Below are 13454 nucleotides of genomic sequence, written 5' to 3' on the forward strand. Positions count from 1 at the left end.
GGAGTGAATGAGAAGGAAGCCCCTTCATGGCCTCGCCACGGGCCACGCTAGCACTCAGCCCGGGACCAGGTCGCGCAGATTTTCGAGGGTGATGATCCGGGAGTCCGGGTGCAGCCCCTCGGGCCGTTCGAGACCGATGTACGTCACGGGCTCGTCCGGCACCCACGTGCCGTCCCACAGGTCCATGACCGTTCCCTCACGGGTCATCAGGTCGATCAGGTACCCCACCGTCAGCTGCTCGCGCTCCACGACGGCACGCACCACCTTGGACACCGATGCCTGGTTCTCCTCGACCCGGTTGGCCGACGAGATGCCCTTCAGATACAGGTGCAGCCACTTCGCCCGCCACCGGCCGTCCTCCCCGCGCCGGAACGCCAGCGGCAGCGCCACCCGGCCCACCCCGCGCAGCTCCGACTTCATGCGCACCGTGCGCGGCTCGAACGGCCGGCCCTTCTGCGCGCCGTCGCGCACCATGAACCCGAAGAACGACTCCTCGACCTCCTCGAAGCCCTCGCCCGCGTAGATGTTGACCTGCGGCACGATGAACGTGCCGCGCACCCGGTCCAGGCTCAGCTCGATGAACTCCGAGGCGCCGTCGGGCGCCTCGGTGACATCGCCCGAGTGCCGGCCCCCGACGGCCGTCAGGGACGTGTAGGAGAGCCAGGAGTCGGTGCTGTAGTCGCTGTGCAGGAGCAGCGCCGACAGGTCGTAGTCGGTGCGGTGCTCGGTCTCCTTCCAGTACACGAAGAAGCGCAGCCGCTCGCCGTCGACCTCCGAGACCGAACCGCGCGGCAGCACCCCGAGCCCGGCCGCCGTCGCCCGGCCGCTGAGCGGCAGTGCCACGTCCAGGACGTCCGGGTCGACCAGCAGCCGCCCCGGCTCCGGGAGCCGGCGCCCTATTTCGGTGTCGAGGGCGGCGATCAGGCGATCGCGCTCGGCGGCGGGAACAGGTGGCCGGTCGTCGGGGGAGACCCAGGCGCGGCCCCGGCGGTTGACGAAGACCCGGGGTGCGTCGGTCTCCCGCTCCCGGTTGTGGAGGTGCTCGCGGACCGACAGGACGACCCGGCCGGAGACCTCGGGGGCGACCTCCACCGCGGCGGCCAGCACCGCGTCCCGCTCCGCCTGGTCGGCGGCGATCCGCAGCAGGAGGTCCAGGGTGCGGAACAGCCTGCCGGGAGCGGCCTTCAGCAGCCCGGCCGCCCCGGTGACGTCGAACTCGTCGAGCAGTTTCTCGACCCGGCTGTCGAAGGACCGCGCCTCCTTCTCGCCCCGCGCGACGGCGAACACGTCGGCGGCGTGCGGCCAGCGCGGGTACTCGTGCGGGTGGAGGCGCTCGCCGAGCCGCTTGAAGGGCTCCCGGTGCGCGTGCACATCGGCCAGCTTCGCCGGGTTCGCCGCGACCACGGCGTCGAGGCCCGCGAGCAGCGCCCGGCGCACCGGACGCGACAGTGACCGGAACCGGGTCGGCTCCTGGAGCGTCACGTCGCCGCCCGACAGCGCGCAGGCCAGCCGCAGCACATCGGTGACCGTGTCGAGGAGCAGGTCCGCCCCGGCGGTGAGCCGTGCCTCGTTGACGACGGCCCGGTTCTCCCGCACCGGGATCCGCTCCGGCTGGGGGCCGAGCGCGCACCGCTCGGCGAGGACCCCGAGGTCGCGCAGGTCGTCCTCGCCCAGCGGGGTCGTGCTGCCCGCCAGGGCCAGGTACAGGTCGGTGAGTTCGTGGTCCAGGTCCCGGCCCGGGTGCAGCACGGTGATCCGGTCGCCGGCCGAGGCGATCAGCTCGTCCTGCGCCGCGAGCATCTCCTCGTAGGTGTGCTGGTACCGGCCGTACGTGGGGAGGCTGAGCAGGTCCAGCACCCCGTTCGCCAGCTGGGTCAGCACGCCCTCGCGCGCCTTCTCGTCGCCGAGAGCCCGCGCCACGCACCGCGTCCAGAACTCCTCGGTGCCCGGGACGTTCGCGGGGAAGTCGATGAAGTAGGAGTTGTGCCGGACGTGGTCGCCGACCATCTCGCGCACGGTGCGCAGGGTCCGCCGGGCGGTGTGCAGGACGGCGGCCTCGGACAGCCCGGACAGCCTCTGCAGCAGCTCGGCCGAGAGCTTGAAGCCCACGTCCATGAGCGCGGCGTCGAACTGCCGCGCGGCGGCGGTGCCGTCACCGGCGGACCCCTTCGGGACGGGGAGGCGGTGGGTGTGCCGGACGACCAGCGATTCGAGACTCTGCGCCATTCCGGGATGATCGCAGAGGTGTACGAATCGGCGCACCGGAGTTTTCCCACGCCGCCGGGCCCGACCGCGTCCCGCCACCTCCGTACATGTGCGTCCGGCCTGCGTCGCGCATGCGCGCGGAAACCGTCGAGGGCCGGGGGCGAGGGCCGGGGGCGAGGGCCGGGTCCGAGCGACCGTCGCCCACCGCGTCCAGTGCCTGAACCAGGCGCGGGGTCGCCGACTTGTCGGTGCGCCCTGCGGGGCGCCGGTCCGGGCCCTCGGCCGTCAGGACTCGGAGTCGCGCAGGTCCTCGACCCGCTTGAGTACAGCTCCACGTGTCGTACGCGTGCCGCAACGTGGCCCGCGGCCGGCTCAGTTGGAGTGTCCGCAGGTGTTCCGGGGTGAGGCGTTCGCCGGTGTCCAGCAGGTCACGGGGGAGGGGCTCGCCCCGGGTGCTCATCGCGACTCCTTCGCGCTCACCGTCCGATGCGCCGCCCGATCATTCGGTTACTGTACGTCACGGTCGTGTGACCCATCCGTGGCCGCGCCTGTCGAGAAGCCCAAGGGGCCGCCGGGGGCGTGAAGCGGCGTACGGGTCTTGCCCGGCGGCTCGAATCGCGTCACACTGGTACCGAACGAATGGTCGGTTGGGAAGCTGGTATCGATGACGACGACAGACTCCGCCGGGGCGCCGTCCCAGGACGCCGAGGACGCCCTCCAGCAGCACTTCGACGCGACGATCGCGCGGGACCAGCGGATCGAGCCCCGCGACTGGATGCCCGACGGCTATCGCAGAACGCTCGTCCGGCAGATCGCGCAGCACGCGCACTCGGAGATCATCGGCATGCAGCCGGAGGGCGAGTGGATCACGCGCGCGCCCTCGCTGCGCCGCAAGGCGATCCTCTTCGCCAAGGTGCAGGACGAGGCCGGCCACGGGCTCTACCTGTACTCGGCGGCCGAGACCCTCGGCGCCGACCGCGCGGACCTGACCCGCCGGCTGATCGAGGGCCGCCAGAAGTACTCGTCGATCTTCAACTACCCGACCGCGAGCTTCGCCGACGTCGGTGTCATCGGCTGGTTCGTGGACGGCGCGGCGATCTGCAACCAGGTACCGCTGTGCCGGAGTTCCTACGGACCGTACGCGCGCGCGATGGTGCGCATCTGCAAGGAGGAGTCCTTCCACCAGCGGCAGGGCTACGAGCTGCTGATGACGATGATGCGCGGCACCGACGCGCAGCGGGCGATGGTCCAGGACGCGGTGAACCGCTGGTGGTGGCCCTCCCTGATGATGTTCGGCCCGCCCGACGACGCCTCGCCCAACTCGGCGCAGTCGATGGCCTGGAAGATCAAACGGCACAGCAACGACGAACTGCGCCGGCGCTTCGTCGACATGACCGTCCCACAGGCCGAGAAGCTCGGCGTCACCCTCCCCGACCCGGAGCTGCGGTGGAACGAGGAGCGCGGCCGCCACGACTTCGGCACCCCCGACTGGGACGAGCTGAAGCGCGTGATCTCCGGCGACGGACCGTGCAACGACCGGCGGATGGAACGGCGGCGGACCGCCCACGAGGACGGCGCCTGGGTGCGCGAGGCGGCCACCGCCCACGCGGCCAAGCGCGACGAGCGAGCCCGGAAGGGGACGGCGGCATGACCGGCACGAACAAGGGCGACTGGCCGCTGTACGAGGTCTTCGTACGCGGCAAGCGAGGTCTGAACCACGTCCATGTGGGCTCGCTGCACGCAGCCGACGACCAGATGGCCCTCACCCACGCCCGCGACCTCTACACCCGCCGCAACGAGGGCGTCTCCCTCTGGGTCGTGCGCTCCGAGCACATCGCCGCCTCCACCCGCGACGAGAAGGACCCCTTCTTCGAGCCCAGTGCCGACAAGGTGTACCGCCACCCCACGTTCTACGACATCCCCGACGACGTCCCGCACATCTGAGGAGCAGGGAATGAGTGACGACCACGTCTACCTGACCCTCGCCGAGGGACACGAGGACGACGCCCGCTGGGCATACGGCACCGGCTTCGAGGACCCCCTGCACGGTGTGGACACCACGGTTCCCGAGGGCGTGGACGCCGCCGAACTGGCCGCCGACTGCGTGGCGTTGGCCGACGACGCCCTGGTCTCGGCCCAGCGGCTCGCCGAGTGGACCACCCGCGCGCCCGAGCTGGAGGAGGAGGTCGCCCTCGCCAACATCGGTCTCGACCTCCTCGGCCAGGCCCGTCTGCTGTACTCCCGCGCCGGGCAGGTCGACGGCACCGGACGCGGCGAGGACGCGTACGCCTACTTCCGGGACGCCGACGACTTCCGCAACGTGCGCCTCGCCGAACTCCCGTGCGGAGACTTCGCGTTCTCGATCGTCAGACTGCTCGTCCTGTCCAGCTGGCGCCTCGCGCACTTCGAGCGGCTGATCACCCACCCGGACCCCGTCCTCGCGGCGATCGCCGCGAAGGGCGTGAAGGAGCTGACGTACCACCGGCAGTACGCCGCCGAATGGGCCGTACGGCTGGGCGACGGTACGGAGGAGTCGCACCGGCGGATCCGCAAGGCCATGGAGCAAGTCGCCCCGTACCTGGGCGAGTTGTTCACCGCCTGCGACGTACAGGACGAGGTCGCCGCCGTGCTCCGCCAGGTCACCGCGGCGGCCGGGCTGCCGATGCCGGTGTACCGGCCGCTCTCGGGGGCGGGACGCGCCGGCGACCACACGGAGCATCTGGCGCCGCTGCTCGCCGAGTTGCAGAGTGTGGCCCGCGCCCACCCGGAGGCGACATGGTGACCACCCTGACCGACGCCGCGATGCGCGCCCGGCACGTCGCCGAGCAGGTGCCGGACCCCGAGCTGCCGATGCTGACCCTGGCCGACCTGGGTGTCCTGCGAGAGGTGCGGCTGACGGCCGACGGGACGGTGGTCGCGAGCCTGACCCCGACGTACTCCGGCTGTCCGGCCATGGCCGAGATGCGCGCCGACGTGGCCGCGCGGCTGCGGGCGGCCGGCTACGAACGCGTGGAGATCCGCACGGTGTTGAACCCCCCGTGGACCAGCGACTGGATCACCGACACCGGCCGCCGCAAGCTGACGGAACACGGCATCGCCCCACCCGGCGCGGCCCCTCGGGGCCCGGTCCCCCTCCTGCTGTCCCCCACCCGCCGGTCGGTCGCCTGCCCCCGCTGCGACTCCACCGACACCGAGGAGACCTCCCGCTTCGCCGCCACGTCCTGCAAGTCCCTGTGGCGCTGCCACACCTGCCGCGAGCCGTTCGAGCACGTCAAGGAGATCTGATGGAAGGCCTCAGCAAGGAGCCGACAGGGGAGCCCCAAGCCCCGGCCGCCTTGACCGCTCCGGCACGGCTCGCGGCCGGCCCTGCGGCGCCGACCGCCTCCGCCGTCGCGGCACCGGCGGGGGCCGGGCCGTCGGCACCGGGGGCAGCCCGGCCCTCGGCATGGGCGGCAGCCGGATCATCGACCCCGGCAGGGGCCGACTCCTCTGCCGTCCCGGCGGTTCCCGGCGGGACGGACTCGGCCGGTGCCGCCCTGCGGGCCGGGGCGGGGCGGGCACGTTCCCGTCGGCGTCCGGCGTTCCACGCCCTGCGGGTCGCCGCCGTGCAGCCGCTCTGCGAGGACGCCGTCGCCGTGGAGTTCGCGGTGCCGGCGGAGCTGGCGCAGGAGTTCGCGTTCGCGCCCGGGCAGTCGTTGACGTTGCGGCGCGAGATCGACGGACGCGACGAGCGGCGGTCGTACTCGATCTGTTCCCCGGCCGGGGCGGCACCGCGCATCGGTGTACGGGTCGTGCCGGGCGGACTGTTCTCCTCGTGGCTGGTCGAGGACGTACGTCCCGGCGACACCGTCGAGGTCATGGCCCCCACCGGCTTCTTCACCCCGGATCTCACCGCCCCCGGCCACCATGTGCTGATCGCGGCCGGCTCCGGCATCACCCCCATGGTCTCCATCGCCGAGTCCGTGCTCGCCGCCGACCCCCGCTCCACCGTGACCCTCTTCTACGGCAACCGCCGCACGGGCACGGTGATGTTCGCCGACGAACTGGCCGACCTGAAGGACCTGTACCCGGCCCGCTTCCAGCTCGCCCACATCCTCTCCCGCGAACCCCGTGAGGCCGAGGTGCTCTCCGGCCGCCTCGACGCCGACCGGCTCTCGGCGCTGATCGACTCCCTGGTCGACGTCGGGACGGCGGACCACTGGTGGCTGTGCGGCCCGCACGGCATGGTCCGCGACGCCCAGCGGGTCCTGGGCGGACTCGGCGTACCCGCGGATCGCGTCCACCAGGAGCTGTTCTACGCCGACGACGAACCCGTCCGGGAGGCGCGGCACGAGGAGGCCGCCGCCGAGGGGCCCGTCAGCGAGGTCACGGTCGTCCTCGACGGCCGCACCACGACCGCCGCGCTGCCCCGCGAGCGCAGCATCCTCGACGGCGCCCAACGCACCCGCCCCGACCTGCCCTTCGCCTGCAAGGGCGGCGTCTGCGGCACGTGCCGCGCGCTCGTCACGGACGGCCGGGCCGAGATGCGCCGCAACTTCGCCCTCGAACCGGCCGAGGTCGACGCGGGGTACGTCCTGACCTGCCAGTCGTACCCGGCCTCGGACACGTTGACGGTCGACTTCGACACGTGAGTGGGGGCGGTCCTCGGGCGCGAGGCCGGTTGTCGGGCACGGGGCCGGCGGGGCTTCTCGCGCAGCTCCCCGCGCCCCTGAGAAGTCCCCCTCACCTCACCCCCGATGCAGGCGATCCACCAGAATGTCGATCACCAACGGCGTACGCGGCCCGAAGCTGAGCAGCACCCCGTCCTCCAGATCCACCACCCGGCGGTCCATCCCGGCCGGCGTCTCCCGGATGCCGGGGATGTCCACCAGTCCGTCGACACCGCCGACCGACTCAAGTCCCTTGCTCATCATGAGGATCACCTCGGGCTGGGCCTCGACGAGGGCCTCGCTGGTGATCGGTGTGAACGGTTTGTCCAGTCCGGCGGCCACCCCGGCGTCCTGCGCCCCGGCCGCGTCGATGAGGGAATCCGCTCCCGACCCCTTCCCGCCGATGAGGTAGACGGCGGCCGACCCGCGCATGTACAGGAACGCGACCTTCGGTCGACTCCCCTCGGGCACGGCCGCCCGTGCCGCCTCCAACTCCGTGGCGAAACGCTCGTTGAGGACCTTGCCGGCGGCCGGTACGCCCAGCGCCTCCGCCACCCGGGTCGTCCGCGTGCTCACGTCGGAGAGTTCGTCGGCCGGATCGAGCACGACCACGGGGACCCCGGCGTCACGGATCTGGTCGACGGCCTCGCTGGGTCCGGTGTCGGTGTCGGCGAGCACCACGGTCGGCTCCAGCGAGAGCACGCTCTCCGCGCTCACGTCGTGCGCCTTGGTCACCTGGGGAAGGTCCTCGGCCTCTTCGAAGGTTGCGGTGATGTCCCGGCCGACGACCTTGTCGCCGAGACCGAGGGTGAACACGATCTCCGCTATGCCCCCGTTGAGCGGAAGGATCCGCGACGCGTCCTCGACGGTGACCTTCCGGCCGTCCGACGACTCGACGGTGACGGGCAGTTCGGGCGTGGCCGCCTCGCCCTCCAGGGGGACCAGGGAATTCGTCCTCAGCTGCTTCTGGGCGGCGGCCGCTCGCTCGCTCGCGGACGACGCCGAGGACTTCGCCCCCGTTGCTTCGCCCTTGCCGTCGCCGCCTGCGCAGCCGGCCGCCAGCATCGCGAGAGCAACGGCGAGCGCGGCAACTCCCCTTCGCTCGATGGTGAGTTGAGCTCCTCCGGACCTACGCATCGAACCGCCTTCCATGTCTACCGTTCGCACCAGGCGTTGGTTACCTTAGGTTAGCCTTACCTGAGTTTCCTATGGTGGGAGTGCTGACACCGATGCACAGATGTGGCCTACGAGCCCTGCGCGCAGCCCCGGCGGCCGCCGTCGCGAGTGCCCTGATCCTCGTCCCGGCGCCTTCGGCGATGGCGGCCGGCGGCTCCGCGACCGGTCCCGAGGGCCAGAAGCTCACCGTCTCCAAATCCTCCGGACTCGCCCCGGGCGGCGAGACGGTGACCGTGTCCGGCACCGGCTACAACACCGAGAAGGGCGTCTACGTCGCCTTCTGCGTGGACAACGGCGCGGGCAGGACTCCCACGCCCTGCGTGGGCGGCGTCGACATGTCCGGCGACTCCGGCGCGTCGGTGTGGGTCTCCTCCAACCCACCTTCGTACGGGGAGGGGTTGGCGAAGCCGTACCAGGGCAGCGGGCACCAGGGCACGTTCTCCGTGCAGATCAAGGTGCGGGCCAAGGACGCCCACACCGACTGCGCCAAGTCCGGAGTCACCTGCTCCGTGATCACCCGCAACGACCACACCAGGGGCGGCGACCAGAGCCAGACGGTCCGCATTCCGGTGACGTTCACCGGTGCCGGCGGCGACGGCGACGACCCGGGCGCCGACGGCACGGCGACCCCGTCGGCCGGTACGAGCACGGCCACCGGCGGAACGGACGGCACGGGCGGCACGTCGAGCGACACAGGAGCCTCGGACGAGCCGCTGGCCAGCACCGGGAGCGCCGCCGTACCGCTCGGCATCACCGCTGCCGGGCTGGTCGCCGCGGGCGGGGCGGCCTGGGTCTGGGCGCGCCGTCGCCGTACGGGCACCGCGTCCGCGGGCGCGGACCCGAACTGACGGCGTGTCGACGACAGCCGTCCACAGAACAGTCGACGCCCCGGGGGCGGGGCGTCCGGTCGGCCACGCGGTCGGCCTTCCAAGGAGGACTGCGTAGTGATGAACAGACCTGGTGCCGCCGTGACGGCGGCGGGCGCGTTGCTCGCTCTGCTCTGCCAGGGCACGGCGACGGCGCGGAACGGGGCCGAGGCCCCGCGTGAGGTGTCCGGCGGATTCGCGAGCTGGGGCCCGGTGTTCGAGGCGTCCACCGGCGCCGACGCGACAGTGACGGCCGGGTCGCCCGCCGTGCGTGGCTCCGGGGGCAGGACCTGGTTCCCGGTCGACGGCGGCAGCGCGACCCCGGGTGAGGGGGACGCGGACGTCGCGCTCGACGGGGCGATCCGGCTCGGCGGCGCCGGCGTCGGCACGCTGACCCTCGATGAGCTGCGCCTGCGGCTCGACGGAGGCGCCGGCACGCTCCGGGTGCGGGCCGAACGGGCGGGGGAGAGCGGTGATCTGACGCTGGCCGAGGTCGGCACGGGTGCCACCGCGCCGAGCGTCCGCAGCGGCGGCGCGACCTGGTCCGGCCTGCGGGTGTCGCTGACGGCCGAGGGCGCCGCACTGCTCACCCGCTGGAGCGGGCGGCCGTACGCGGCGGGGGACGAACTCGCCCCGTTCGACGTGACCGTGGGGACCGGAGCGTCACGGAGCGCCGATCCGCAGGACGGGGCGCCCGGTGTGTCCGGCGGTGACGCCTCCTCGTCCCCGCCGGGCCGGAGCGACACGCCGACCGGGCCCCCCGATGCCGATGCCGATGCCGACGCGGGTGCGGGGGCCGAGCGGGAGACGGGGCAGGCCCCGTCGGCGGCCGTGGACCGCACGAGCCTGGCGGCGGGTGACGGCCAACAGGTCACCGGCGAGGGCTTCGCGCCGGATGAGGTCGTGCTGGTCGCGATCGACGACGACACCCGCTACCAGGCCGTGGCCGACGCGTCGGGCCGGGTCGCCCGCGACTTCCCGGTGTACGACACCGCGACCGAGGGTGCGCACACCGTGCGGCTGTACTCCGTGACCGGGGGCCGTGAGGCCGTCGTGGGGTTCACCGTACTCGCCGACGAGGCGGTCTCCTGAGCCTCACGGACCGGGGCAACGCCCGCCGGGCGCAGGCCCGTTGCAGGTTCTTTGCATTCTGTTGACAAAGAGATCACGAGAAAGGTTAGGTAAGGCTTACCTAAGTAAATCCTCGCTCTTGAGAAAGGTCCTCTCCCGATGAGAGTCGTTCCCTCCGCCCGTACCGCCGCCCGCGCCGGTCTCGCCGTCGCCGCCTCCGCCGCCCTGACCCTGGGCCTCGCCACCTCGGCCTCCGCCGCCACCGCGACCCGCACGATCGTCGACGGCAGCACCACCTACAACCTGTCCCTGACCGCGCCGAACACGGCCGCCGCGTCGGGCCAGGTCATCACCGTCTCCGGCTCCGGCTACAACACGAGCCAGGGCATCTACGTCGGCCTCTGTGTCGTCGACGGCGCGCAGGGCGCCAACAAGCCGACCCCCTGCCTCGGCGGCCAGGACGAGTCCGGCTCCACCGGCGCCTCACACTGGATCAACAACACCTTCGGCGGCCTCTTCGCCAACAGCTCCAAGTTCGCCGCCGGCGGCACCTTCAGCGTGAACATCTACGTCCAGGCCACCCTGGAGGACGGCAGCGTCTGCGGCGAGGACGTCACCTGCGCGGTGGTCACCCGCGCCGACCACTTCGACAGCAACGACCGCAAGTACGACGTCCACGCCCCCCTCGCCTTCCAGTAACCACCCACCAGGCCGGGCCCCTTCGCCACGGGGCCCGGCCCTCGGCGTCCCCCGGGTGCGGGGCGCACCCGACGAATGAGGTACCCATGAGAGACGACACGACGGGCCGGCGGCCCTGGCGTGGGGCCGGACCGCGGCTCGGACGCCCCGCGGCGCTCCTCGGAGCGCTCGCGCTGGTGGCCGCCACGGTCACCGCCGTCACGGTGAGCACCGCCGCCCAGGCCGCAGACACCCCGAAGACCGGTGTGGGGGCGCACGGTCAGAAACTGACCGTCTCCGCCTCCGCGAACCTCGATCCCGACGGCGAGAAGCTGAGGGTCACCGGCTCCGGCTACGACACGACCAAGGCGATCTACGTCGCCCTGTGCAGGGACAACGGCGACGGCAAGATCCCCTCCCCGTGCATCGGTGGCGCCGACGAGACCGGTACCGGCAGCTCCTCCCACTGGATCGTCCCCGAGGGCGACCCGTACGAGGGCGGTCTCGCCATCGCCTGGGGCGAGGGCGGCACCTTCGATGTCGAGATCGACATCGAGGCCGAGGACAACGGCGTCGACTGCACCCAGGTCGTCTGTTCCGTCGTCACCCGCGTCGACCACCGCAACTCGGGCGACCGCTCACAGGACGTCCGGGTCCCCGTCCGGTTCGAGGGTCAGGACACCGGAGGCGGTGACGGCGGCGAGGGCGAGGAGGTGCCCGCCGGCACCGTCGACTACGACGAGTCCGCCGCGTTCCCGGCGGCCGGCAAGGTCAACGACCTCCTGCTGCACCCGGAGTCGGGGAAGCTCTACGCGGGTTCGGACAACTTCGCCGCCTCGGGAGAGGTCGACGAGCGGGGACTGCACGCCCTCGACCCGGCGGACGGCAAGAGCCTCGGCCACACCCCCCGGTTCCCGGGCACGACCGGCACGCTCGGCCCGCGCGCCGTCGTACGGATCGCCGCCCCGCTCGCCGGCGACGGCGCCGTGTTCCAGTTCGCGCTGCGCGGCATCGGCACCGCCAAGGCCGGTGACCCGGCGGCCGCGGGCAAGTGGATCGCGGGCGCCAACATCACCGGGATCGGCCCCGGCACCAAGGACTCCACCGTCCTGGTCGCCCAGGGCGCCCAGCTCTCCGAGGTCGACATCGCCACCGCCGTCCCCCTGGAGAACCGCACCCTCACCCTGGAGGGCGGTTCCCTGCTCGGCGTCGACGAGGCCCGCGACGCGGCCTGGTCCGTGGGCTCCGCCGGCGGCACCCTGCGACGTGTCGACACCCGCTCCTTCACCGTCACCGCCTCGGCCGAACTCACCTCCACGAGCGTCGATTTCGTCGAGGTCGACCCGGCCACCGGCAACGCCTGGGTGGGCAGTGGCGACTCCGTTCTCGTCCACGACAAGGACGGCAGGCTTCTGAAGACGATCGAGGGGCCGGACGAGGCCACCGACATCGCCTTCGACGCCGCCACCGGCCGGGCCTTCGTCGTCTGGCAGGACGACGGCACCCTCGGCGGCGGCAGCGACGGCGTCAGCGACCTGGGCGTCTACGACACCGCCACCTACGCCGAGGCCGCGACCCGGACGAAGCTGGACGGCAACGACTCCCAGAACGGCGCCGCCTCCGTCGCCGTGGCCCCCGGCGGCACCACCGTCTACGTCAGCAGCCCCAGCGAGGGCGAGATCACCAAGCTCGACCGCCGGATGTCGCCCAAGGTCACCCAGTCGCCGACCGACCGGACCGTGGCACCGGGCGACGAGGTCTCGTTCGTCGCGGCGGCCGAGGGCACCCCCGAACCCACCGTGAAGTGGGAGGTCAGCACCGACGACGCCCAGACCTGGTCCGCGGTCGAGGGCGCGACGAAGAACACATACACCTTCAAGGCGAAGGCGGCGCACCACGGTTACCGGTACCGCGCCGTCTTCACGAACACCGTGGGCACGACCCGCACCTCCGCCTTCACCCTCACCGTCACGGAGCCCGACGACAGCACCGGCGGCGGCGACAGTGGCGGGACCGGCGGGGACGGCGGGGACGAGAAGCCCTCCGGCACGAAGACGGTCACCGGTTCCCACGGTCAGAAGCTCACCGTCACCCCGGTCAACGACCTCGCCACCGAGAACCAGACCCTGAAGGTGACCGGCTCCGGATACGACGAGAAGAAGGGCATCTACGTCGCCCTCTGCGTCGACAACGGCGAAGGCGAACTGCCCTCCCCGTGCGTCGGCGGCGTCGACATGACGGGCGCGTCCCACTCCTCCGCGTGGATCTCCTCCAACCCGCCCGACTACGGCGAGGAGTTGGCCACACCGTACGAGGACGGCGGCGCGTTCGAGGTCGAGCTGACGATCGACGCCGAGGACGAGTACACCGACTGCTTCGAGGCCCGGTGCGTCCTCGCCACCCGCGCCGACCACACCCTTTCCGGCGACCGCTCGCAGGACGTCAAGGTCCCGGTCGCCTTCGTCGGTCAGGACCCGGTGGACACCGACGACGGCGGCGGGCACACCGACGGTGGCACCTCCAACGGCGGTGGCACCAGCGGCGGTTCGTCGTCCGGCGGCACCGGCACGACCGGCGCATCCGGCAGCACGGGTGCCACCACGACCACCGGAGGCGGTGGAAGCCTCGCCTCCACCGGGCTGACCGTCCTCGGCGCGGCCGCCTCGGCCGCCGCGCTCACCGTGACGGGCTGGATCCTGCACCGACGGGCCCGCGGGACGGGCCACGGCACGACCGCCTGAGCCACCCGGGCCGACACCGGAGCCCGGTTCGCCGACCTCTCGGCGGCCCGGGCTCTGCCGTCCCCCCT

General features: G+C 72.4%; 11 protein-coding genes. 9 read left to right on the top strand and 2 right to left on the bottom strand.

Annotated features, from left to right (window positions below):
- Window positions 1-54: 54 nt before the first annotated feature.
- A complete protein-coding gene (locus K1J60_RS40685; RefSeq protein ID WP_220650591.1) occupies window positions 55-2226 on the bottom strand; it encodes a TerD family protein in 2172 nt (723 codons plus the stop codon).
- 643 nt (window positions 2227-2869) lie between these two features.
- Here K1J60_RS40685 and paaA point away from each other — a divergent pair.
- The 5 genes from paaA to paaE are packed head-to-tail and all read left to right on the top strand — an operon-like array spanning window position 2870 to window position 6836.
- Window positions 2870-3856 (top strand): 1,2-phenylacetyl-CoA epoxidase subunit PaaA, encoded by a 987-nt coding sequence (paaA, locus tag K1J60_RS40690; RefSeq protein WP_220650592.1) that lies wholly within the window; start codon window positions 2870-2872, stop codon window positions 3854-3856.
- Window positions 3853-4149: a 1,2-phenylacetyl-CoA epoxidase subunit PaaB gene (gene paaB / locus K1J60_RS40695; RefSeq protein WP_086785833.1), complete on the top strand. Its 297-nt coding sequence runs from the start codon at window positions 3853-3855 to the stop codon at window positions 4147-4149. Before paaA ends, paaB begins: the two co-directional genes overlap by 4 nt.
- A gap of 10 nt (window positions 4150-4159) precedes the next feature.
- Entirely contained in the window at window positions 4160-4987 is an 828-nt protein-coding gene (gene paaC / locus K1J60_RS40700; protein ID WP_220650593.1) for a 1,2-phenylacetyl-CoA epoxidase subunit PaaC, read from the top strand.
- Complete coding sequence (gene paaD, locus K1J60_RS40705) at window positions 4981-5490, top strand: 1,2-phenylacetyl-CoA epoxidase subunit PaaD (protein WP_220650594.1); 510 nt, start codon at window positions 4981-4983, stop codon at window positions 5488-5490. Before paaC ends, paaD begins: the two co-directional genes overlap by 7 nt.
- Window positions 5490-6836: a 1,2-phenylacetyl-CoA epoxidase subunit PaaE gene (gene paaE, locus K1J60_RS40710; RefSeq protein ID WP_259408134.1), complete on the top strand. Its 1347-nt coding sequence runs from the start codon at window positions 5490-5492 to the stop codon at window positions 6834-6836. The genes paaD and paaE overlap by 1 nt, the downstream gene beginning before the upstream one ends.
- A 96-nt stretch (window positions 6837-6932) precedes the next feature.
- On the opposite strand, the gene K1J60_RS40715 is transcribed toward paaE, so the two are convergent.
- A complete protein-coding gene (locus K1J60_RS40715) occupies window positions 6933-7991 on the bottom strand; it encodes a heme/hemin ABC transporter substrate-binding protein (protein ID WP_259408135.1) in 1059 nt (352 codons plus the stop codon).
- Between the two features lie 92 nt (window positions 7992-8083).
- On the opposite strand from K1J60_RS40715, the gene K1J60_RS40720 reads away from it, so the two are divergent.
- The 4 genes from K1J60_RS40720 to K1J60_RS40735 all read left to right on the top strand — a co-directional run bounded on the left by K1J60_RS40720 (window position 8084) and on the right by K1J60_RS40735 (window position 13386).
- Window positions 8084-8878 carry an LPXTG cell wall anchor domain-containing protein gene (locus K1J60_RS40720; protein WP_220650595.1) on the top strand — a complete coding sequence of 265 codons (795 nt, stop codon included), beginning with the start codon at window positions 8084-8086 and terminating at the stop codon, window positions 8876-8878.
- 99 nt (window positions 8879-8977) lie between these two features.
- Entirely contained in the window at window positions 8978-9988 is a 1011-nt protein-coding gene (locus K1J60_RS40725) for an HtaA domain-containing protein (RefSeq protein ID WP_220650596.1), read from the top strand.
- 138 nt (window positions 9989-10126) lie between these two features.
- Window positions 10127-10666, top strand: coding sequence for a hypothetical protein (locus tag K1J60_RS40730; RefSeq protein WP_220650597.1), 540 nt, complete (start codon window positions 10127-10129; stop codon window positions 10664-10666).
- 86 nt (window positions 10667-10752) lie between these two features.
- A complete protein-coding gene (locus K1J60_RS40735) occupies window positions 10753-13386 on the top strand; it encodes an immunoglobulin I-set domain protein (RefSeq protein ID WP_220650598.1) in 2634 nt (877 codons plus the stop codon).
- Window positions 13387-13454: the final 68 nt, after the last annotated feature.

This window comes from Streptomyces akebiae (assembly GCF_019599145.1).
GTDB lineage: Bacteria > Actinomycetota > Actinomycetes > Streptomycetales > Streptomycetaceae > Streptomyces > Streptomyces akebiae.